This is a genomic window from Paraburkholderia sp. BR10954, assembly GCF_040965775.1.
Taxonomy (GTDB): domain Bacteria; phylum Pseudomonadota; class Gammaproteobacteria; order Burkholderiales; family Burkholderiaceae; genus Paraburkholderia; species Paraburkholderia youngii.
Genome location: NZ_JBFRCK010000035.1, coordinates 21,150 through 43,990 on the forward strand (window position 1 = coordinate 21,150; position 22,841 = coordinate 43,990).

General features: G+C 65.0%; 16 protein-coding genes. 12 read left to right on the forward strand and 4 right to left on the reverse strand.

Going from position 1 to position 22,841, the window contains the following annotated elements:
* The 9 genes from AB4Y34_RS33450 to AB4Y34_RS33490 all read left to right on the forward strand — a co-directional run bounded on the left by AB4Y34_RS33450 (position 1) and on the right by AB4Y34_RS33490 (position 10,799).
* Positions 1-795, forward strand: coding sequence for an ABC transporter permease (locus AB4Y34_RS33450; protein ID WP_176111870.1), 795 nt, complete (start codon positions 1-3; stop codon positions 793-795).
* Between the two features lie 28 nt (positions 796-823).
* Positions 824-1,912 (forward strand): ABC transporter ATP-binding protein, encoded by a 1,089-nt coding sequence (locus AB4Y34_RS33455; RefSeq protein ID WP_368718468.1) that lies wholly within the window; start codon positions 824-826, stop codon positions 1,910-1,912.
* Positions 1,913-1,923: 11 nt separating this feature from the next.
* Complete coding sequence (locus AB4Y34_RS33460) at positions 1,924-2,631, forward strand: GntR family transcriptional regulator (RefSeq protein ID WP_368718469.1); 708 nt, start codon at positions 1,924-1,926, stop codon at positions 2,629-2,631.
* A 36-nt stretch (positions 2,632-2,667) separates the two neighbouring features.
* Positions 2,668-4,128, forward strand: a complete 1,461-nt coding sequence (locus tag AB4Y34_RS33465; RefSeq protein ID WP_368718470.1) for an NAD-dependent succinate-semialdehyde dehydrogenase — start codon at positions 2,668-2,670, stop codon at positions 4,126-4,128.
* 94 nt (positions 4,129-4,222) lie between these two features.
* Positions 4,223-5,143 carry a LysR substrate-binding domain-containing protein gene (locus AB4Y34_RS33470; RefSeq protein ID WP_368718471.1) on the forward strand — a complete coding sequence of 307 codons (921 nt, stop codon included), beginning with the start codon at positions 4,223-4,225 and terminating at the stop codon, positions 5,141-5,143.
* A 187-nt stretch (positions 5,144-5,330) separates the two neighbouring features.
* Positions 5,331-6,626, forward strand: coding sequence for a dicarboxylate/amino acid:cation symporter (locus tag AB4Y34_RS33475; RefSeq protein WP_368718472.1), 1,296 nt, complete (start codon positions 5,331-5,333; stop codon positions 6,624-6,626).
* Complete coding sequence (locus tag AB4Y34_RS33480; protein ID WP_368718473.1) at positions 6,623-8,089, forward strand: aspartate/glutamate racemase family protein; 1,467 nt, start codon at positions 6,623-6,625, stop codon at positions 8,087-8,089. Before AB4Y34_RS33475 ends, AB4Y34_RS33480 begins: the two co-directional genes overlap by 4 nt.
* A gap of 95 nt (positions 8,090-8,184) precedes the next feature.
* A complete protein-coding gene (aspA, locus tag AB4Y34_RS33485; RefSeq protein WP_368718474.1) occupies positions 8,185-9,603 on the forward strand; it encodes an aspartate ammonia-lyase in 1,419 nt (472 codons plus the stop codon).
* A 74-nt stretch (positions 9,604-9,677) separates the two neighbouring features.
* Positions 9,678-10,799 carry an asparaginase gene (locus AB4Y34_RS33490; RefSeq protein WP_368718475.1) on the forward strand — a complete coding sequence of 374 codons (1,122 nt, stop codon included), beginning with the start codon at positions 9,678-9,680 and terminating at the stop codon, positions 10,797-10,799.
* Between the two features lie 43 nt (positions 10,800-10,842).
* Here AB4Y34_RS33490 and AB4Y34_RS33495 read toward each other — a convergent pair whose 3' ends face one another.
* Positions 10,843-13,449: a PAS domain-containing protein gene (locus AB4Y34_RS33495; RefSeq protein WP_368718476.1), complete on the reverse strand. Its 2,607-nt coding sequence runs from the start codon at positions 13,447-13,449 to the stop codon at positions 10,843-10,845.
* A gap of 299 nt (positions 13,450-13,748) precedes the next feature.
* Between AB4Y34_RS33495 and AB4Y34_RS33500 the strand changes: the two genes are divergently transcribed.
* Positions 13,749-14,048 carry a hypothetical protein gene (locus AB4Y34_RS33500; protein ID WP_368718502.1) on the forward strand — a complete coding sequence of 100 codons (300 nt, stop codon included), beginning with the start codon at positions 13,749-13,751 and terminating at the stop codon, positions 14,046-14,048.
* Positions 14,049-14,084: 36 nt separating this feature from the next.
* Here AB4Y34_RS33500 and AB4Y34_RS33505 read toward each other — a convergent pair whose 3' ends face one another.
* Positions 14,085-16,313 (reverse strand): SulP family inorganic anion transporter, encoded by a 2,229-nt coding sequence (locus AB4Y34_RS33505; RefSeq protein ID WP_368718477.1) that lies wholly within the window; start codon positions 16,311-16,313, stop codon positions 14,085-14,087.
* 248 nt (positions 16,314-16,561) lie between these two features.
* Here AB4Y34_RS33505 and AB4Y34_RS33510 point away from each other — a divergent pair, with 248 nt between their 5' ends.
* A complete protein-coding gene (locus AB4Y34_RS33510; protein ID WP_368718478.1) occupies positions 16,562-19,855 on the forward strand; it encodes an adenylate/guanylate cyclase domain-containing protein in 3,294 nt (1,097 codons plus the stop codon).
* A gap of 20 nt (positions 19,856-19,875) precedes the next feature.
* Here AB4Y34_RS33510 and AB4Y34_RS33515 read toward each other — a convergent pair whose 3' ends face one another.
* Positions 19,876-20,232: a CPBP family intramembrane glutamic endopeptidase gene (locus AB4Y34_RS33515; protein ID WP_176383344.1), complete on the reverse strand. Its 357-nt coding sequence runs from the start codon at positions 20,230-20,232 to the stop codon at positions 19,876-19,878.
* Between the two features lie 231 nt (positions 20,233-20,463).
* Between AB4Y34_RS33515 and AB4Y34_RS33520 the strand changes: the two genes are divergently transcribed.
* Positions 20,464-21,351, forward strand: a complete 888-nt coding sequence (locus AB4Y34_RS33520) for a class I SAM-dependent methyltransferase (protein WP_368718479.1) — start codon at positions 20,464-20,466, stop codon at positions 21,349-21,351.
* Here AB4Y34_RS33520 and AB4Y34_RS33525 read toward each other — a convergent pair.
* The gene (locus AB4Y34_RS33525; protein WP_368718480.1) at positions 21,288-22,841 is read right to left on the reverse strand and encodes an efflux transporter outer membrane subunit; all 1,554 of its coding nucleotides are present in this window, start codon (positions 22,839-22,841) and stop codon (positions 21,288-21,290) included. The genes AB4Y34_RS33520 and AB4Y34_RS33525 overlap by 64 nt on opposite strands.

The following is a 22,841-nucleotide window of genomic DNA, read 5'->3' on the forward strand; positions in this document are numbered from 1 at the left end:
ATGTTGCTCGATTTCGATCGTCTCGGCGGGCTTCGCTGGGCGCTGGTGGCCATAGGCGCGGCCGTCGCACTGTTTCTGCTGCTGCCGATCCTGTTCATCGTCGCGCTGTCGTTCGGCGATTCGCAGTGGCTGATTTTCCCGCCGCCGGGCTGGACGCTGGAGTGGTATCGGCAGCTTTTCACGGACGCGGGCTGGATCGACTCGCTGCTGACGAGCGCGAAGCTGGCCGTGATCGTGATGGCGCTTTCGGTGCTGCTCGGTTTTCTTGCGTCGCTTGCGCTGGTGCGCGGCAAGTTCCGCGGCCGCGAAGCGGTGAAAGGCTTCTTCCTGACACCGATGGTGCTGCCTGTCGTCGTTCTGGCCGTCGCGCTGTACGCGTTCTTTCTGCGCATCGGCCTGAACGGCACGATGACCGGCTTCGTGCTCGGCCATCTGATCATCGCGCTGCCGTTCTCGATCATCTCCATCAGCAACTCGCTGGTGAGCTTCGATACGGCGCTCGAAGATGCCGCGCTGATCTGCGGCGCGTCGCCGCTCACCGTGAAGCTGCGCGTGACCCTCCCTGCGATCCGGCTCGGCCTGTTCGCCGCCGCGATCTTCGCGTTTCTCGCGTCGTGGGATGAAGTCGTGGTGTCGATCTTCATGTCGAGCCCGACATTGCAAACGCTGCCCGTGCGTATCTGGTCGACGCTGCGGCAGGACCTGACGCCCGTCGTTGCGGCGGCGTCTTCACTGCTGGTCGCATTGACGACCGTATTGATGCTGGCGGGCGCCGTGCTGCGCCGCGCGCGCTAATCGACGTAATCAGCGAGGTAAACAAGCCATGACTGCATTCCTGCAAATCCAGCGTCTGCGCAAGACCTACGACGACGTCGTCGCCATCGACCAGGTTTCTCTCGATGTGCGCAAGGGCGAATTCATGACGTTTCTCGGACCGTCCGGTTCGGGCAAGAGCACGACGCTGTATATCGTCGCGGGCTTCCAGGAGCCCACCGATGGCCGCGTGCTGCTCGACGGCAAGCCGCTGCTGGCGGTCGCACCGAACAAGCGCAACATCGGCATGGTGTTTCAGCGCTATACGCTGTTCCCGCATCTGACCGTAGGCGAGAACGTGGCGTTTCCGCTGCGCGTGCGCCGGCGCCCGGAAGCCGAGATCAACGCAAAGGTCGACAAGATGCTCAAGCTCGTGCATCTGTCCGAGTGCCGCGACCGGATGCCCGCGCAGCTGTCGGGCGGGCAGCAGCAACGCGTGGCGATCGCGCGCGCGCTGGCCTACGATCCGCCCGTGCTGCTGATGGACGAGCCGCTGTCGGCGCTCGACAAGAAGCTGCGCGAGGAAATCCAGCTCGAACTGCGCCGCATCCACCAGGAGACGGGCGTGACGATCCTCTACGTCACGCACGACCAGGAAGAAGCGCTGCGGCTGTCCGACCGCATCGCGGTGTTCAACAAAGGCCGCATCGAGCAGGTGGGCACCGGTGAGGAGCTGTACGCGAACCCGGCGTCGCGCTTCGTCGCGAGCTTCATCGGCAATTCGAATTTCTTGCCGGTGAAAGTCACGAAGAGTAGCGAAGGCCGCATGAACGGCGTGTTTCCGAACGGTCACGAGATCGCGTCGGACGCCTTCAGTCCCGTGCTCAGCGCGGGTGACGACGGCACCTTGATGATCCGCCCCGAGCAGATGCGCATCAGCGCGCTGCAAAGTGCCAGCGGCACGAGCGGCCTGCCCGTGACGGTGCGTGATATCACGTATCTCGGCGACGCGATGCATTACGCGGTGGCGACGCCGTGGCAGCAGGAAATCTCGATCCGGATGCCGGCCGCGCATCGCCACGACAGCGGCATCGCGATCGGCACCCAGGCGCTCGTCGACTGGGACGCACGCGATGTGCGCCTGTTCGCGCAAGCATGACGGCGACTGCCATGAGCGGCGCACTGCCATCGCTGAAGGTTCAACGCCCGACGACCACCTTGCGCGAACTCGCGCTCGAGAAGATGCGCACGGCGATCCTGGAGGCCCATTTCCATCCTGGCGAGCGGCTCGTCGAGCGCTCGCTGTGCGAGATTCTCGGCGTGAGCCGCACCGTGGTTCGCGAGGTGTTGCGGCACCTGGAAACGGAAGGGCTCGTCGATTCGATACCGAACCAGGGGCCGATCGTCGCCGTGCTCGACTTCGATACGGCGGCGGAGATCTACGAAATACGCGCGCTGCTCGAAGGCGAGGCGGCGATGGCCTGTGCGCAGCATGCGGACGAGCAGACGGTTGCCGATCTCGCTGGTTTCATCGAACAAATCCAGACGGCGTTCGAAGCGCAGGATCATCCGGCCGTCAGGGCGCTCACTTCGGCGTTCTACGAGCGCATGTTCATCAGCGGGAAAAAGCATGTGGCCTGGGAAATCGTGCAGTCGTTGACCGCGCGCATCAACCGTCTGCGAGCGCTGACGATCGCTTCCGACGACCGCGGCCGCCAGGCCGTCGACGAGATGCATCGCATTCTTTCGGCCATCTCGGCTGGCGATAGCGCCGCCGCGCGCGAGGCCGCGATCGCGCATGTGCACCGAGTGGCCGAAATCGCCCGCAAGCTGCTGGCCGAAGGGCATGAGCAGGCGGGGTGGCGTCAGGCGGGCTAGCATCAACCGCATTTTTGTGTAACGAAGGAAAGCAACGTGGAATTGAAGACCCTGTTGAAGGACGCGGCGCTTCTGCGCCATGAGGCTTATATCGACGGGCAATGGTGCCCGGCCGACTCGGGCGCGAGCTTCGAGGTATCGGACCCGGCAACGGGCGCAACGCTCGGCAGCGTTCCTTTGATGGGCGAGGCCGAAACCACGCGCGCAATCGATGCGGCCAACGCCGCGTGGCCAGCATGGCGAGCCCGCACGGCCAAACAGCGCGCGGCCGTGATGCGCCGCTGGTACGAGCTGATGATCGAGAACGCCGACGACCTCGCGCTGATCCTGACCGCGGAACAGGGCAAGCCGCTCGCCGAGGCGAAGGGCGAAATCGCTTACGGCGCATCGTTCATCGAGTGGTTCGCCGAGGAAGGAAAACGCGTGGCCGGCGACACGCTCGCGACGCCGGCATCGGACAAGCGGCTCGTCGTGCTCAAGGAGCCGATCGGCGTGTGCGCCGCCATCACGCCTTGGAATTTTCCGAACGCGATGATTACCCGCAAGGTGGGCCCGGCGCTCGCGGCGGGATGCCCGATCGTCGTGAAGCCCGCCGAAGCCACGCCGTTCTCCGCCCTCGCGCTCGCGGTTCTGGCCGAGCGGGCCGGCGTGCCCAAGGGCGTGCTCAACATCGTGACCGGCGATCCGAAGGCGATTGGCGGCGCGATGACGAGCAGCCCAGTGGTTCGCAAGCTGTCGTTCACCGGATCGACGGGGGTGGGCAGATTGCTGATGGCGCAAAGCGCGTCCACGGTGAAAAAGGTCACGCTCGAACTAGGCGGCAATGCGCCATTCATCGTGTTCGACGATGCCGATCTCGACGCCGCGGTGGAAGGCGCGATTGCATCGAAGTACCGCAACAACGGGCAGACCTGCGTGTGCACGAATCGCTTCTACGTGCACGAGCGGGTGTACGACGCGTTCGCGTCGAAGCTGGCTACGGCAGTCGAAGCCCTGAAGGTTGGGCATGGCATGGAGGGCGGCGTCACACTGGGTCCCCTCATTAACGACGCGGCGCTCAGCAAGGTCGAAGCGCACATCGCCGACGCGCTCGGCAAAGGGGCGACGCTTGCCACCGGCGGCAAGCGCCACGCGCTCGGCCACGGCTTTTTCGAGCCCACGGTGCTGACCAACGTTACAGCGCAGATGGCCGTGGCGAAAGACGAGACCTTCGGCCCGCTCGCGCCGTTGTTCCGTTTCTCTAGCGACGAAGAAGTGGTGAGGCTCGCCAACGACACCGAGTTCGGACTGGCCGCCTACTTCTACAGCCGCGATATCGGCCGCATCTGGCGCGTGGCCGAACAGCTCGAATACGGGATGGTGGGCATCAATACCGGCCTGATCTCCAACGAGGTGGCGCCGTTCGGCGGCGTGAAGCAGTCGGGTCTCGGCAGGGAAGGCTCGCACTACGGAATCGACGATTACCTCGTGATCAAGTACCTGTGCATGGCGGTTTGACCTCGATCCGATAGTCAGCGCGCGGCACGGCCAAGCGTAGAATTGCGGGCGCAGCGGCGAGCCGATTCGTCGCCCGACCGGAGACCGATGGCTGATGGAAATCAAGTGGATCGAAGACTTCGTCGCGCTCGCCCGCTATCAGAGCTTTTCCCGCGCGGCGGAGTTTCGCAACGTCACGCAGTCGGGATTCAGCAGACGGATTCAGCAGCTCGAGCAATGGGTCGGCGCCGATCTCGTCGATCGCAGCGGCTTTCCGCCGACCTTGACTCCGGCAGGCCAACTGTTTCGTGACGCTGTCGAGGACATCCTCGACAAGCTGTTCGACACGCGCGCGATCATTCGCACCGAACAGCGCATTGCCGGCACGAGCCTACAGATCGCGGCGGGCCACACGATCGCGCTCAACTTCCTGCCCGCGTGGTTGCGCACGCTGTCGAAGCATGTCGGCGAAGTGCGCGCGCGCGTGATTCCGGCGAACGTGCACGATTCGATACTGATGCTGGTCAACGGCAACTGCGACCTGATGTTCGCTTATCACCATCCACAACTGCCGTTGCATCTCGATCCGACCAGGTACGAATGCGTGACCGTGGGCGTCGACACTTTCATGCCGGTATGCAGGCCCAACCAGCGGCTTGCGCACGTGTACCGTCTGCCCGGCGTGATCGAGCATCCGATGCCGTTCATCGCCTACACGGAGACCAGCTACTTCGGGCGCTGCTTCGCGTTGCTGATGGAGCAGAGCAAAGCGTCGCCGGCATTGCATCTTCACTATGAGTCCGACATGGCCGAGGTCGTGAAGAAGCTGGTGCTGGAAGGCGAGGGCGTCGCATGGTTGCCGAAGAGCTCGATCGCCGCCGAACTCGACAGCGGCGAACTCGTCGCCGCCGGCCGCTCCGAATGGCAACTGCAACTGGAGCTGCGCGTGTACCGTGACCTGACGAATCGCAGCGAACTTCTCGATACGCTGTGGCGGCATCTTCAGGCTTCGTCGGGGCCCGCCGAGCAGCGCTGATAGGGTTATCCCGCGTTATGCGAAACTTGCATAGCCGTATGCAACACTAGCATTCAAGGCGGTTCTGCCGTCTCTAGAATTCCGTCCAGACACAAAAAGCGGTACATCGGCATGCGATGTGCCGGCCATTCCCGAGCGCGCGCCGGTCGATGCCGATCGTTCGTGCGCCATCCCTGGACGGAGACACATGAAGAATCGGCTTACCCTCTACATCCTCGCCGGCATGCTGCTCGGCGTGGCCGTCGGTTATGTCTGCCATCGCACCGCGGCCGATGCCGCGCACGCGAAGGAGATCGCCGGCTACTTTTCGATCATCACCGATATCTTCCTGCGGCTCGTGAAAATGATCATCGCGCCGCTCGTGTTCGCCACGCTCGTGTCGGGTCTGGCCGGCATGGAAGGCACCAGCGACGTGCGCCGCATCGGGCTGCGCTCGATCGCGTGGTTCCTGTGCGCGTCGCTGTTCTCGCTCGCGCTCGGCCTCGTGCTCGCGAATCTGCTGCAACCGGGCGCGGGCTTGCACATGGCTCAGACGAGCGCTGACGTGGCCACCGGCCTCAATACGTCCAGCCTCAACTTCAAGGACTTCGTCACCCACGCGTTCCCAACCAGCATCATCGATGCGATGGCGCGCAACGATATCCTGCAGATCCTCGTCTTCTCCGTGCTGTTCGGCATCGTGCTCAGCGTGATCAAGTCGGACCCACGCGTCGCGCCGCTGATCGCGGGCGTCGAAGGGCTCGTGCCCACCATGCTGAAGCTGACCGATTACGTGATGCGTCTCGCGCCTCTCGGCGTGTTCGGCGCGCTGGCCTCGGCGATCACGGTGCATGGCCTCGATGTGCTGACCACCTACGGCAAGCTCGTCGCGAGCTTCTATACAGGGCTCGCGCTGCTGTGGGCGGCGTTGATCCTTGCCGGCTACGCTTTTCTCGGCAAGCCGATCTGGGCCTTGCTCAAGGCGATCCGTGAACCTGCGATGCTGGCGTTCTCCACCGCGAGCAGCGAGGCGGCGTATCCGCGCCTGACGGAGAAGCTGGAGGAATTCGGCGTCGACAAGAAAGTGGTCGGTTTCACGTTGCCGCTCGGCTATGCGTTCAATCTCGACGGCTCGATGATGTATCAGGCGTTCGCTGCGATCTTCATCGCGCAGGCGTTTGGCATCGACATGCCGATCGGCACGCAGATCGTGATGCTGCTGGTGCTGATGGTCAGCAGCAAGGGCATGGCGGGCGTCGCGCGGGGCTCGGTGGTGGTCGTCGCGGCGGTGGCGCCGATGTTCCATCTGCCGCCATCGGGCGTCGTGCTGGTGCTCGCGATCGACCAGATCCTCGACATGGGGCGCACCGCGACCAACGTAATCGGCAACAGCATCGCGACGGCAGCCATCGCGAAGTGGGAAGGCAAGCGCGTGGCGCGCCAGCAGCGCCGCGCGGCGATCGCCACGGCTTCGTTCGGCCAGTTCGAAGGCGAGACGAAATGAGCGGCATCGATGCAACCGCTGCCACGAGCGCGCGCAAGTTCGGCGTGGTGGGCGGGCTCGGCCCGCTCGCGAGTGCCGACGTGTTCTTCAAACTGATCAAATCGACGCCGGCCACGCGCGACGCCGAGCACTTCGATGCGATCTTCGAGCAGCAGCCGTTTCGCAGCGCCGATGCCGACAGCGAGACGTTGACGCAGCGCAAGCTGTACATCTTCGATCTGATCAGCAGCTTCGAGAAGCGCGGCGTGACGACGGTCGTGCTGCCGTGCTTCCTGAGCCATACGTTCATCGACGAACTGAAAGCCAATTCGCCGCTGCAGATCGTCGATATGGTCGATGCGGTGCGCAGCCACGTGCGCAGAAGATTTCCCGCGGTGCGCCGCGTGGGCGTGCTCGCATCGGCCTATACGCGGCGCAAGCGTCTGTTCGAGAAGTACTTTGCGGCGCCCGAATTCGAAGTGATCCACCCGCGCATCAGCGACGGCACTGATTTCGTCACCGAAGCCGTCTATGGCGAGGATGGCGTGAAGAGCGGCAATCTGCGTGGCCGTCCGGTCGAATTGCTGCGCGCGGCTTGCGAGGATTTGATCGTGCAGGGCGCCGACGTCATCGTGCCGGGCCTCACCGAAATCGCGCTGGTCGCGGATGAACTGGGTGCGTTGCGCGTGCCGCTCGTCGATTCGAACCTGGCTTACGCGCAATACGTCGTGTCCGGTCAGTACCACACGCCCGAGACGATCTTCAAGGTCGGCGTGGTGGGCGGCGTGGGTCCGGCGGCCACCGTCGATTTCATTCACAAGATCGTGCGTGCGACGCCCGCGCAGCGCGATCAGGACCACATCAAGCTGCTCGTCGAGCAGAACCCGCAGATCCCGGATCGCACGGAGAATCTGATCGGCGATGGACCCGATCCGACCATCTCGCTGTACGCGACCTGCAAGAAACTCGAAACGGGCGGCGCGGATCTGATCGCGATCCCGTGCAATACCGCGCATGCCTTCGTCGAGCGGATCCAGCCTTATCTCGGCGTGCCGATCGTCAATATGCTGACGGTGACCGTGCGTTATCTGCGCGAGTCGTTTCCCGCGCTGCGCTCGGTCGGCGTGCTCGCGACCTCCGGCACGCTCGCGAGCGGCGTCTACCAGAAGGCGCTCGAATCGCAGGGCTTGCGGCAGGTCGTGCCGGCACTCGCGCTGCAGGCACGCGTGATGGACGCGATTTACGGCAAGGAAGGCGTGAAGGCCGGATTCACCTCGGGGCAGTGCCAGCAAGACCTCGCCGCGGCGATCGACGGACTGATCGCCGAGGCCGTCGAAGTGATCGTTCTCGGCTGCACGGAACTGCCGCTGCTGCTGCGCGAGCCCTATGTGATCGGCGCGAACGGCGCGCGCGTGAGCGTCGTCGATCCGACCGATGTGCTCGCGAAGCAGTGCGTCGCCTGCGCGACCGCGCCGCCTCGATAACCCAACCGCATCAACCATGTAACGCGACGGACCTGCACACGACCTGTGCCGGATGACCCCGCTCGCGTGTCGTTTTCAGAACCTGAGAGGAACTCATGCTTGCACCGACCGAACGTATCGAACACGACCTTCTCGGCGATCTCGCCGTGCCCGCGACCGCGTATTACGGCGTTCACACGCTGCGCGCGCTGCAGAACTTTCCGATCACCGGCCTTCCGATCTCCGTGTATCCGAACCTCGTCAATGCACTGGCGAGCGTGAAAGAAGCCGCCGCGCTTGCGAATCACGATCTCGGCCTGTTGAGCGCGGCGAAGATGCAGGCCATCGTGCATGCATGCAGGCAAGTGCGCTCAGGCACCGCGCACGAGCATTTCGTCGTTGATGTGATTCAGGGCGGCGCGGGCACGTCGACCAACATGAACGCGAACGAGGTGATCGCCAATCTCGCGCTCGAACATCTCGGGCGACAGCGCGGCGAATACGCGGTTCTTCATCCGAACGAGGATGTGAATCTCGGCCAGAGCACCAACGACGTTTATCCGACCGCGCTGAAGATCGCCACGTACGCGGGAATCATGCAACTCGTCGATGCGATGGGCGTGTTGCGCGCATCGTTCGAACGCAAGGCGGTGGAATTCGGCAACGACCTGAAGATGGGCCGCACGCAGCTTCAGGACGCGGTGCCGATGACGCTCGGCCAGGAGTTCAGCACCTTCGCGGTGATGCTCGGCGAAGATGAAGAGCGGCTGAAGGAGGCCGCCCAACTGATCTGCGAGATCAACCTCGGCGCGACCGCGATCGGCACCGGCATCAACACGCATCCGGAATACGCACAGCTTGCCTGCAGGCACCTGAGCGAAATAACCGGTATTGCGTTGACCACGTCACCGAACCTGGTCGAGGCGACGCAGGATGTCGGCTCGTTCGTGCAGCTTTCCGGCGTACTGAAGCGCGTCGCCGTCAAACTGTCGAAGACCTGCAACGATCTTCGCCTGCTTTCGAGCGGTCCGCGCGCGGGCCTCGGCGAAATCAACCTGCCGCCGGTGCAGGCGGGTTCGAGCATCATGCCGGGCAAGGTGAATCCGGTGATTCCCGAGGTCGTCAACCAGATCGCGTTCGAAGTCATCGGCAACGATGTGACGGTGAGCTTCGCCGCCGAAGCGGGTCAGCTGCAGCTCAACGCGTTCGAACCGATCATCGCGCACAGCCTGTTCAAGAGCGTCGCGCATCTGCGCGCGGGGTGCCTCACGCTCGCGTCGAAATGCGTCGACGGCATCACCGCGAATCGCGAACGGCTGCGCGCGATCGTCGAGAACTCGATCGGCATCGTGACCGCGCTGAACCCGTACATCGGCTATACGCACTCGACCGAAGTCGCGAAGGAAGCGCTCGCGTCGGGCAAGAGCGTGGCGCAGATCGTGATCGACAAAGGGCTGCTGAGCCAGGCGCAGCTCGACCAGATCCTTCAACCGGCCATGCTGACGCAACCGAGAAAAATGACCCCGGCGGAATGAGCGACGAAGGTTTTCCCAGTGACAGGTCGCGTGTTTACGCACGCGACTCTTTTAAACGATGGTGGAGACGAAACATGAGCATCAACACGATCAATCGAAAAGCAATGCGGCTTTGCGGTTCGGCGGCACTGCTGATTGTGGCACTTGCCGGGGGTACCGGCGCGCAGGCGGCCGACGCGTCATCGCAACAGGCAAGCGCCGTCACCGCAATGCCGCGCGTTCTGCTGCTGGCCACTGGCGGCACGATCTCGGGCACCGCCGATCCGCGCTCGGCAATCGGCTACAACTCGGGCAACGTGAAGGGGCAGGAACTGGTGCGCGGCGTGCCGGGCATCGAGAAGCTCGCGAGCATCAACGCGGAGCAGATCTCGAACGTCGGCTCGCAGGACATGAACGACAAGATCTGGTTGCAGCTTGCGCGGCGAATCGACGAGGCTTTCGAGCGCAACGAGGCCGACGCCGTCGTGATTACGCACGGCACCGATACGATCGAGGAAACCGCGTTCTTCCTGAACAACGTGCTGCACTCCGACAAGCCGGTGGTACTGGTCGGCTCGATGCGCCCGGGCGGTTCCACCAGCGCCGACGGCCCCAACAATCTGTACGAAGCCGTCGAAGTGGCGGCGAGCCCGCAGTCGCGTGGCCGGGGCGTGATGGTCGTGATGAACGATCAGATTCACGCGCCGCGCTGGATCACCAAGACCAATACCACGGCGGTACAGGCGTTCGCGTCGCCGAACGCGGGCGCGATCGGTTATGTCGATCCGGCCAGTGTGCGCTTCGTGATGCCGGCGGTGCAAGCGACGCGCACCGCGCTGAGTCTGCCCGCGAACGGGCAATTACCGCGCGTCGATATCGTGTATGCGCATAGCAACATGGATGGCCGCCAGATCGAGCATGCGATCGCCGATGGCGCGAAGGGCATCGTCGTAGCTGGCGAAGGCGATGGTGACATGTCGAAGGAAGCCCTCGCGGCGCTCGATCGCGCGGCGGCAAAAGGCATCGTGGTGGTTCGTTCGACGCGCCTCGTGTCGGGATTCGTGAACCGGAACGTCGAGGTTGACGACGACAAGCGCGGCTTCGTCGCATCGCTCGATCTGAATCCGCAGAAGGCGCGCTTGCTGACGCAGTTGCTGGTGGCCAACGGCGTGACCGATCCGGTCAAGGTGCAGCAGGCATTCAGCGGAACGTGGTGATGGGTTGGGGGCGGCGCGGCATCGCAAGCGACGGATAGCCGCTCTAGCGCCCCTCCATCAGCGACGAAAGCAGCTTCAGCAGGCTGTCGATATTGACGGGTTTGACGAAGTGATAGTCGAAGCCCGCCGATTGTGCGCGCAGCCTGTCGTCCGTCTGACCGTATCCGGTGATCGCGATCAGCAAGGGCTTCGCATCGCCTTTGCGGCGAAGCTGCCTCGCCAGTGCGTATCCGTCGATATCGGGCAAGCCGATATCGAGCAACGCCACGTCCGGCGCAAAAGACGGTGCCGCGTCCAGCGCCTCGGCTGACGAATACGCGACGCGGGCCACATGCCCTTCTGATTCGCACAGCATCGCGAGTGAATCGGCGGCGTCGCGATTGTCATCGACGACTAGCACGTGCAACGCGGTTCGCGCGTGCCCCGGCGCGGGCTCCGACAGCGCGACCGCCGAATGGCGCTCATGGTGGTGCAGACGCGGCAGTCGGACCGTCACCGTCGTGCCGAGATTGGGGCCGTCGCTGTGCACGGCGATCGTGCCGTTGTGCATTTCGACGAGCTTCTTGACGAGCGACAGTCCGATGCCGAGGCCGCCATCCGAGCGATCGAGCGTGCGTTCGCCTTGCGAAAAGAGCTCGAACACCTTCGGCAGAAGCTCGGCCGAAATGCCCGTGCCGGTATCTTGCGTGACGATGGAAACCCATTCGCCGTCGGCCGTCACGTTCACCGTGATATGCCCGTTCTCCGGCGTGTACTTGCTCGCGTTGTTGAGGATATTGACGAAGATCTGCGAAATCCGCGTGATGTCGCCGCATACCCACGTGGTCGGATCGCAAACACTGACGTGCAACTGCTGATGACGAGCTTCGGCCATCGCCGCGATCGCCTCGACAGCGTGATAGACGGCCGTGCCGACCAGAACGGGCTCGAGTTGCAGCACGATGCGGCCTTGGGTGATGCGCGACACTTCGAGCAGATCGTCGACGATTCGCGTCATGTGCTCGACCTGCCGGCGCATCAGGTTGATCAGCTCGTGGGGGCGTGAGACCGCGCCGGGCTGCTTGTCGAGCAATGCGATGGCAGTGCGTAGTGGCGCGAGCGGATTGCGCAGTTCGTGCGCGAGCATCGCGAGAAACTCGTCCTTGCGGCGATCGGTTTCGCGCAGCATCAGTTCGAGCTGCTTGCGCTGGGTGATGTCGATCACGCTGGCGATGATGCGCAACGGCTTGCCGTCCGCGCCTCGCTGAAGCAGCGCGCTGCCGTGCATCCATTGTTCTCCGTGCGCGTTCTGCAAGCGGAATTCGAAGTTCGCGACCGGGTCGTGGCCTTCGGCCAGTCGGCAGACATATTGTTCGAGCATGGCGCGATCGTCGGGATGCACGTTGCGCAGCGCCTCGTCGTAGCTGAGCACATGGTCTATCCGCGGTGCGTGGCCCTCTTCGAACGATAGCGTGCGCGAGCTCAGGTCGAAGCAGACGATGTTCAGCCGCGCCGCCTGCATCGCGACGGACAGACGCAGGTTGCGCGCTTCGATCGCCAATTGCGCTTCATACTGAGGCGTCACATCGGTCGAGGTGCCGAACCACTCCTGGAGTTTGCCGTGGCTGTCGAACAGGGGCGCCGCCTGGGCGTGCATCATCCTGTACTGGCCGTCGTGACGCCGCATGCGGAACATGGTCGATGCGGGCGCGCGTCGCTGCAGCACATCGACCCACACTTGCCTTGCCGCCTCGCGGTCGTCCGGGTGAACGTAGTTGAGCCATCCCCAGTCCTCCAGACGGACCACGCCGTCGCCCGTGAAGCGGCTCCAGTTCTCGCCTGCGGCCCGGATGTCGCCGTTCGGCTCGGCCGACCATACGAGTGCGCCCGTCGATTCCACGAGCACGCGATAACGCCGTTCGCTGAGACTGAGTTGCTCTTCGGCTGCCCGCTGCTTGCTGATGTCGAAGGTCACGCCGTACACATGCGCGAGCGTACCGTTCTCGTATTCCGCGTGGCCGCGCATGCGCAGCCAGCGTGGTGAAGTCGATCCACCGTTCAGCACGAAGTCGAATTCGAAGGGACCGCCGTGTTGCAAAGCGTCATCGACCTTCCGCTGGAATAGCGCCCGATACTCGGGTTCGACCCGGTTCTCCAGATCGGATAGCGCAAGCGCATCGGTGCCGGGTGGAAACCCGTACAGATCCGCGAGTTGCGAGGTCATTCGCACGACGCGGCGCTTCATGTCCCATTCCCACGCACCCATGCGAGCGCCGTGGAAGGCAGCCTTCAAGCGTCGCTCGCTCGCTTCGTACATGGCCCACGCGTGACGGGCTTCGTGGATATCGGTCGCGACGCCCACCGTGTCGCCGATGCGGCCACTCGCGTCGCGCTCGGCTTGAAGATGCAACACGTGCCAGCGATACTCGCCATCCGCGCGCAGCAGACGCACTTCGACATTGCCGAGCAGCGTGCCGTCCCGCATCTGCCGCACTGCGTCGAGCACATGATCGATGTCGTCGGGATGAACGAAGGTCTTCCAATGCATCCCGACCAGTTCAAGGGCGGGAATGCCGAGATACCGTGATGTCCACGGGTTGGCGTAGCGGACGACGCCGTCGCGATCGGCACGCCAAACGAATGAAGGAAGGAAGTGAGCAGGATCGTTCATCAGCGTCCTTGCATCGGTTTCCTCTGCGGACATGGCGCCGAGGATGATCCAGCGCTGCCCGCATGGTGTGCCTGCTTACATTAGCTAGCCCGAACTGCCAAACACGATGTTTGTACCATGCGAATGTTCATGCGGTAAAGGCGAGCCAGACAGTCGGAGACATACCCGTGCAATAACGGTGTATTTATGGAAAAATATATCTCACGCTGTGATGTGTTTGACGTGCGTGCCGGATGACATTCACTTCGTCGAGCGCGCGGTGCCGCCCTTGCTTGCTTTCGTTGCAGACGGATGCCGCGATGGCATTGAACTTGCTCAATTATGCATATCAAGCCGGCGGGTTCGCCGCAACGGACGCATGCGTCATTTCTGCTTTGAACGCATCCGTGACGGGACCACCGGCCATCCAGAAGGAGACAACGATGAATTACCCCGAAAACAGCAAGCCGCAGGAAGGCCAGCCGCGCGATGCGGCTGGGATGAGCGAAACCTACGTGCCGTCATACCGTTTGTTGTTGAAAGAGCCGACCGTACTGCTTGCTGGCAACCCGATCGACCGCACGGATGTCGCGACCGCAGCGATCCTGGGCTACAACTGACGATCGCGCGCGATGCGCCGGTCCTGCATACATAAGTTACAAAGCCGCGCGTAGCGCCTCATCGGCAACGGCAAGGCGCAACGCAATCGTCTTCACGAGAAACCGATGCAACTGTTGCGCGGTTGCCGGGTCCTGCTGTTCGAGTTCGAGCAGCCGGGAGATCGACAGGCGGTACACGCGCGTCGGTGCCTCGGCAATCACGTCCGCGCTGCGCTGCTGCTGCGTGTACACCGCCATTTCCCCCACTACCGTGCCCGGGCCGAACGAGCGCAGACGCGCCGAGCGGCCATCGGCGAGCGGCAGCGAGATCGCGACACGTCCTTGCTCGACGAAATACAGCGCATCGCCCGGCTCGCGATGACGAAACAGTGCCTGGCCTGAAAGCAGATCACGCATCTCCAGACACGCGACCAAGCCGTTCAACGCACTGGCCGTGAAATGCGGCTCGAGCATCGCACGCAGATCGCCGCCATGCGCGAGCGCGAGCGAGTTCGACGCTAGCAGTTTGTCTTCGATCCACTCGAGACCCGCATCGAGCGTATCGAATTGATGGATCTTCAGACTGAGCGTGCCGGTCTTCTCGAGCAGATCGCGCGAGCGCGGCGGCAGCGCGGTCAACACGAGGTCCGCGTTCTTTGCCGCGCAGAGTTGCCTGATCTTGACGAAGCTGATGGATACCGAAGCATCCATGCCATGTGTCGCCGCAAAGTCCAGCACGACGAAACGGACTTGCAGGGGACTGTTTGCATTGAAGCGTTCCCGCAGGCGCTGCAGAATCGAATTGGCCGTGCCGAAAAAGAGGAAGCCTTGCAGGCACATTCCGCATACCTGGGAGCCGATGGCACGCAGCGCCTGGGTGTCTTCGATGCTGCGCTCCACATTCGAGGAACGCGCGCGCAGGTCGAACTCCATGCGTATGCAGCCGACCCGGCCGTAGAGCAGCGTGAACATCACACATGCCGCAACGACGCCCACGACCACGCCGACGATCACGCCATAAGCCGCGATCGTGCCGAGAATCACGGGCACCAGCAGATACTCATACCAGTTGAGCCTGGTCCAGGCGCCCGCGAGCCAATGCACGAGCAGACGCAGCCCCATGAACAGTTGGAGGCCGACCAGCACCGGGACCGGAAACAGCGCCACGATGTCGGGCGAGGTGGCGAGCACGACCACGCACGCAAGCGACGCGAACACGCCCGCCACCCGGCTCGTCGCGCCCACCCGCGCATTGAGCATCGAGCGATTGAACGACTGGTAGCCGACCATGCCGCCCAGCAACCCGCTCGCGAGATTGGCGAGGCCGGCGGCGCGCATCTCTCGATTGAGGTCGATGTCCTCTCCGGTGGCCGTGCCGATCGCCGTCGAATTCATCAGGATGGTCACGGCCGACACCGACGTCACCACCAGACTCTCGGGAAGATGCGCGCCGACCGCCGACCAGTCGATGGCGCCCTGTCCGAGCCTCGCGGCCAGGTGCAGCTCCGGCAGCCCGGCAAGGTGCAGCTTGACGCGCGGCAGCAGCAGACCCATGCCGCGCGCGTCGTCGATCGAAATTCCGGCAACCTGTAGCAGAACGTAGAAAAGCACGACACCGAAGGCCAGCGTGAGCGGCAACGCGGCAATGTGCTGCCACGTACGCATCAGCACCGTGGCGAGCACGCCGACGACGAGCGCCGGAAGCCATGTGATCCAGTGAAGGTGCGCGAGCAACGCGAGCGTGTGCCACTCCAGCGGCTGGCCCGTCAGCACGCGGAACGCCCCGGCGAGCAGCAGGTAGCCCGTGCCGGCGAGAAACCCGCCGAGCACCGGATAGGGCAGGAACTGCAACGAGCGGCTGCGCCTGGACGAGCCGATCGCATAGAGCGCGATGCCCGTCATCACCGAACAAAGCGCGATGGCGATCAGCACCGTGAGGATCTGTGTCTGCGGTGAGCCGCCGTCCGCGCGCACGCTGCTGGCCACACCCGCCGCCACGCCCGCGAGAAAGGCCGCCGCGTTGCTGTCGGGGCCGCCGATGTTGATGCGCATCGAACTCGTCAAGGCGATCACCAGCGCCGTGACGACACAGCTCACGAGCGCGGTGGGCACGCCCAGCATCGCGTAGCGCGCAAGATCGGCGCTAAAGATCATCGTGCCGAGGCTCATCGCATAGCACAGCATGACGAGCGTCGAAACGGCGCCCGCCGCCACGTCGCCTGGCAGGCCCGCCAAACGCGAGCGCAGCGCGACGTCGGAGACGGAAACGGTCTTGCCCGGCTTCACGTGGATTCCCGGTCGAATGCGAGGGCGCCGCGAGGCGCGCCAGCCAGTATCCTGCGCGGCTCGAACGGCTGTCAAACGCGATGCAGCGTGCTGATCGGACACCTACACTGGTTATTCATCGGCCTCGTAGCTGGCGGCTCCACGCGAATGCACCGCACCTCAGGGCCGTTCGCGCCGGCGGCCGTCACGCGCGTTATTCGTCTGAGTTTTTGCCCGCGGGACCACGCATCGGAGGCAGGGCGACGAACATGGACATCGAGAAATGGCTGCGGAGCCTCGGGCTCGAGCAGTACGCCCACGCGTTCGCGGCAAACGACATCGACACGTCGCTGCTCGGGCAGCTGACCGACGCGGACCTGAAAGAGCTTGGCGTACAGTCGCTCGGCCACCGTAAGCGCATTCTGGCCGCGGCGACGGCATCGCTACCGACAGCGGCGCCGCTGTCGCCCGCCACGGCCGACGACCACGAAGTGCCCGCGGACGAGCGCAGGCAGGTCACGATTCTGTTCGCCGATCTGTGCGGGTACACGATGCTGTCGCGCTCGCTCGATCCCGAAGACCTGCGCGCGCTGATCGGACGCTATACGGCGCTGGTCGACGGGATCGTGCTCGCCTATGGCGGCACGATCGACAAGCACATCGGCGACGCGGTGATGGCGCTGTTCGGCGCACCCCGCTCGCACGAGACGGACACGCTGCGCGCCGCGCGTGCCGCACTCGACATTCACGACGGCGTGGCGCGACTGGCCACCCAGACCGGACGGGCGTTGCAGGCGCACATCGGCATTGCGAGCGGCGAGGTCATCGCGGGCGCGCTGGGCCGCGCCGACGCGCAGGACTACACCGTGCATGGCGATCCGGTGAACCTCGCCGCTCGGCTCGTGGCTGCCGCGCCAGCGGGCGAAACCTGGCTATCCGACGACGCGGCGCGCACGCTGGGCGACGTCGCCAGTTGCGAGGCAATCGGCGAGCGGCGCTTCAAGGGCATCGACACGCCGGTGCGGCCATGGCGCCTCGTCGCGCTCGGCAGCGAGCCGGTCAGGACGAGCCACAGCCATTTCGTCGGACGCGAAGCCGAGCTCGAACAGTTTCACGGCATCCTGCATGCGTGCATGGCAAAGCGCGCGGGGCACGTCGTGCATGTGCGAGGCGAAGCCGGCATCGGCAAGACCCGGCTCGTCGACGAGATGCGGCGCCATGCGCAGGCCCAGGGCTTCACGCTGCATCGAAGCCTCGTGCTCGATTTCGGCGTCGGCAAGGGCCAGGACCCGGTGCGAACCATCATCGGCAGCCTGCTCGGCTTGCCGGCCGGTGCATCGAGTGAGGCACGGCAGGCCGCCGCCGCGCAGGTCGCGGCCGAAGGCATCGTCAAGGCCGAGCAGATCGTATTTCTGCACGACTTCCTCGACCTCCCGCAGAGCGCCGAATGGCAAACCATTTACGAGGCCATGGACCACGGCGCGCGCAAGCGCGGCAAGCAGGCGCTCGCCGCGAGGCTGACCGAGGACGTGTGCGCGCACGCGGCGACGCTCATCGTCGTCGAGGACCTGCATTGGGCCGATGCCGAAGTCATCGGCTACCTGTCGGCGTTCGCGTCGGGCATTGCCAACGGTACGGGCCTGCTGGTGACGACTTCGCGCGTGGAAGGCGATCCGATCGATGCAGGCTGGCGCGCACGTTGCCGCGACACGCCGTTCGCCACGATCGATCTCGGACCGCTGCGCAAGGACGAGGCGCTGAGCCTGGCGGGCAATTTCATCGATGCGACGCAGCGTGTCGCGCTCGCCTGCATCGAGCGCGCGGGCGGCAATCCGCTGTTTCTCGAACAACTGCTGCGCAACGCCGAAGAAGGCAGCGGCAGCAACGTGCCCGCGTCGATCCGCAGTCTGGTGCTCGCGCGGATGGACCGGCTCGCGCCTCGCGACCGCCTGGCGTTCCAGGCGGCCGCCGTGATCGGCCAGCGCTTCGACCTGGCACTGCTGCGAGAACTGGTCGACGATCCTGGCTATGTCTGCGCCGGACTGCTCGTCAACGCACTGGTGCTGCCGGAAGGCGAGGACTTCCTGTTCGCGCACGCGTTGATCCAGGAGAGCGCCTATTCGACGTTGTTGCGCGCGCGCCGCCGTGAACTTCATTTGCGCGCGGCCGAATGGTTCGCACAGAGCGATGCCACGTTGCACGCCCAGCATCTCGATCGCGCCGAAGACCCGCATGCGCCGCACGCCTACCTGGGCGCGGCGGTGGCTGAGCGCGCCGCCCATCGTTTCGAAGCCGCGCTGCGGCTGGCCGAGCGGGGCATCGAGATCGCGCGGTCGGACGCGGACCGCCATGCACTGAGCTGCTGCAAGGGCGAGCTTCAGCGCGACCTGGGCGACATTGCGGGATCGATCGCGACGTACCGCACCGCACTCGCCGCCGCCACCGACGACACCGCCCGATGCGACTGCCAGCTCGGGCTCGCGGAAGGTCTGCGGGTCAGCGAGGGTCTCGACGAAGCACTCGGTCTGCTGGCGCAAGCGCAACGAATCGCGGAGCGGGACAACCGGCTGGCCGAGCTGGCAAGCCTCCATTATTTGCGCGGCAACATCCTGTTTCCGCTCGGCAAGATCGACGCCTGCTGCGCCGAACACGAGCGCGGTCTCGCCTATGCGCGCCGCCTCCATCTGCCCGAGGCGGAGGCTCGCGCGCTCGGCGGCCTGGCGGATGCGGCGTATGCGCAGGGACGCATGCGCACCGCGTTCCATCATTTCAGCGAATGCGTGGCGATGAGCCGGGAGCACGGCTTCGGCCGCATCGAGGTCGCCAATCTGTCGATGCAGGGCTTCAGCCGCATCTATCTGAACGACGCGGGTCCGGCTCGCGAGGACGCCATCGCCGCCGCCCGCACCGCCGAGTTGATCGGGCAACCTCGCGCGCAATTGCTGGGGGAGACGCTGGGGGTGTTCGCGTGCCAGGAATTGGGCGACGTGCAGGCGGCCAGCAAGCATCTGGCGCAGGAACTGCGCGTGATCCGGCAACTGGGTGCGCGCCGCTTCCAGGCGCAGAACCTGGAGATGCAGGGACGCCTGTTACTGGACCAGGGATGCAGCAGCGAAGCGGTGTCGGCGCTGCGCGAAGCACTCGCCATCTCACGCGAGGTGGGCAGTCAGTTTTCCGGACCAAAGACCTTGAGCGCGCTGAGCCGCGCGGTTGACGACAAAGACGAGCGGACGCGGCTACTGGCTGAAGGCGAGGCGCTGTTGCGCCTTGGCGCGGTCGGCCACAATCACCTGTGGTTTTACCGCGACGCCATCGAAGCGATGCTGGGGGCGGGCGATCCGGCCGGCATGCTGCACTACGTGGAAGCACTCGAGGCCTATACGCAGCGCGAACCGTTGCCGTGGTCCGAGCTTTTCGCGGCGCGTGGCCGTGCGCTTGCGCTCGCGCTTCGGGCGCCGCTCACGGACGCCACACGACATGAACTGCTGCGGCTGCTCGAGGCGCTACAGCAGGCCGGCTTTCGCAACTACGTGAGCGCGGTCGAAACGGCCCTTGCGGCTTGAAACAGGCGCGGAGCAGATCGTCAGCGCGGCGCGGAATCGTCGCGGGGCGGGTCCTTGTGGACCACCTCCATGTCGATGGTGCGGCCGTCGTCGTCGGGCGTGTCCCTGTGAACGACCTCCATGTCGACGGTGCGGCCGTCGTCGCCATACGCGGCCGCCTGCCGGCGCAACTTGCGCATCTTCCACCACAGATAGCCGACCACGACCGTGCCGACCGCGAACAGCACGGCGAACAGCACGATCGACAGCGTCGCGGCCACCACGAACAGGATCGCGCTCAGGGCGACGGTCAGCAACCGTCCGAACCAGCCTGAGCCACCGATCCGGATCCCTTTCTCATATGTCACCCGCCGCGGCGGCGGTCTGTCGTTTTGCATCGTTCATCTCCCGGCCGCCGTCCGGCGGCTGATGCGGGTAAGTCCTAATCCGTCGTCATTATGCGGGATGTGAACGGCGAGCGTCGCCGGCGCGGGGCGGCTCGGCGTATAGTCGATTGATGCCGTTAAAGAAGCCCGCGCGTTGGCTCGTTTAACTTCGGTAGTAAGTTGCCGCTCGCGAAGGCTGACCGAGCGGCGTGGTTTTCAGTTACCTCGGTTGCCCGCGTAATCATGCGACGCCTGCATCTGCTCGAAATCGAAGACCAGCCGTGGTGCCCACGCGCCCTCCGTGACGGCGGGACGGACTGGCTGCACTTTCTGGCCAATTCCCACAAGGGCTTCAACGTGATCGCGGGCAAGCTGCGCGAGGCCATGCGCCGGGTTGGCAGCGACCGGATCGTCGATCTGTGCTCGGGCGGCGGCGGGCCATGGCAGACGCTTGCACCGTTGCTCGCGCTGTCCGGCCGCGTGATGGTGCAGTTGACGGACTTCTATCCCAATCGCGCTGCGTACGAGCGGATCTCAGCCGGGTCGACCGACTGTGTCACGTATGTGAGCGAACCGGTGGACGCGATGAACGTGCCATCGAGATTCGACGGCGTGCGCACGATGTTCAACTCGTTCCACCATTTCCGCCCGGACGATGCGCGCGCGATCCTCGCCGACGCTGTGACGAAACGCCGCGCGATCGTCGTCGTCGAGGGTGCGGATCACCGGCTGCTCGGTATCGTGTTCATCCTGGTGATGCCGCTGATGATGCTCGCGCTGACTCCGCTGATCCGACCGTTTCGCTGGTCGCGGCTAGCGCTCACCTATGTGCTGCCGGCGATCCCGCTGCTGTGTCTGTTCGACGGCATCGTGTCGATGCTGCGCATCTACAACCCCGACGAATTGCGTGAGATGGTCGCGAGTATTCCGGATCAGCAGAGCTTCGATTGGGACATCGGCACGCTGCCGGTGCAGGGCTCGCCGCTCGGTCTGACTTATCTTGTCGGCGTTCCGCGGCAACCCGCAGGCTTGAACGCAAGCGCGCGCCGTCGGGCGCGGCGCGCGGATCACTTGCCGGCCAGATGCTCGGGTGTCTGGGTGTTGCCCGGCGGCAACTCGCCCATCGCCTGAAACAGCGTCGCCGTATCGGCCAGGCGCCGGCCGACCAGGCGGATTTCTTCCAGCCTCGCTGCTTCGTACTGCTGCTCGCCGCCGCGAGCGGAGGCAGCGGGCAGCGCGCCGAGCCGGTGACGCGACGTGGCATCGTCGAACGTCTCGCGTGCGTCGCGGGCAGCGCCGCTCGCGGCTTCGAGCGCCTGCGCGTCGTGTTCGAGCGACGCAAGCGTGTCGGCGACGTTTTCGAACGCGGCCAGCACGGTCTGCTTGTACTCGAACACGGCGGCCTCATAGGTGTCGATGGCCGCGCGCCGCTGCGCGATGAGCGCGCCGCCATGAAACAGCGCTTGCGACATCGTCGTGGCGATACTCCAGATCGCGCCGGCGCCCGACAGCGCGAGCGGCCAGCTGAACCCGCCTTGTCCCATCGAGGCGTTCAGCGTCAGGCTCGGAAAGAGTTGTGCGGTGGCGACGCCGACATCGTTCGCGGCGGCTTTCAGCGCCGCCTCGGCGGCCGCGATATCGGGCCGTGAGCGCAACAGGTCCGATGGCAGCACGACGGGCACGTCCTGCGGCAAATGCAGGCTCGCCAGATCGGGCTCGGGCGGCGCCGCGTCGGGCGTGCGGCCGAGCAGCACCGCAAGCGCGTGGCGGGTCACGGTCAGCCGTTGCCGCAGATCGGCCACGCTGACCTGGAGCGCGGCGATGCTTTGCCGCGCATTCGACACGTCGCCGCGCGTCAGCGACCCGAGCTGGTAATGCCGTTCGGTATCGTGAGCCTGATCGCCCGCCAGCACGATCAGGCGCTCGGTCGCATCGATCTCGGCGCGCAGCATCGCCGCCTCGATCGTCGCCGTGACGATGTTGGTGGCCAGCGCGCGGCGCGCGGCTTCGCGTTGATACGCATCGATGTCGACCCGCGCGGAGCGCGCCGCGTTGGCCTTGCGCACCGCGCCGAACAGATCGAACGTGTATTGCGCCTGGACCACGCCGATGAACTCGTTGTAAAGCAGCGTATTCGGCGCGCCGGGAACCGGAATGCCGAGATCGCGTCCGCGCGAGGCCTGCGCGACCAGATCGACCGACGGCAGCAGCGTGGCGCCGATCTGCGCGCGCAGTTGTTCGTGCGCGGCGGCCAGGTGCTTGTCCGCGGCGGCGAGCGTCGGGCTGTTGCGCAGGCCTTCTTCGACGAGATCATTCAACGCCGTCGAGCCGAACAGCCGCCACCATTGCGGCACCGGCTGCGCGCCGGTAGTGAAGCGTTGCGCGACACCGAGCGCCTCGACGGTTTGCGCGGGCTGCGGCTCGGTGCCGTAATGGGCGGGCGAGGGCATCGCCGGCGGCTCGCCGCTCGGACCGAACGAGCATGCGCCAAGCGCGATCGCTGCGGCCGCGCCGAACGCCGCGCGCCAGCGATGGGTCGCCACCGCTCGCGCTCGACGCGGCGCGAAAGTGAAATGCGGCGCGCTCGCCGGCCCGTCGACGGAGTTGCAGTCTGTGCCCAC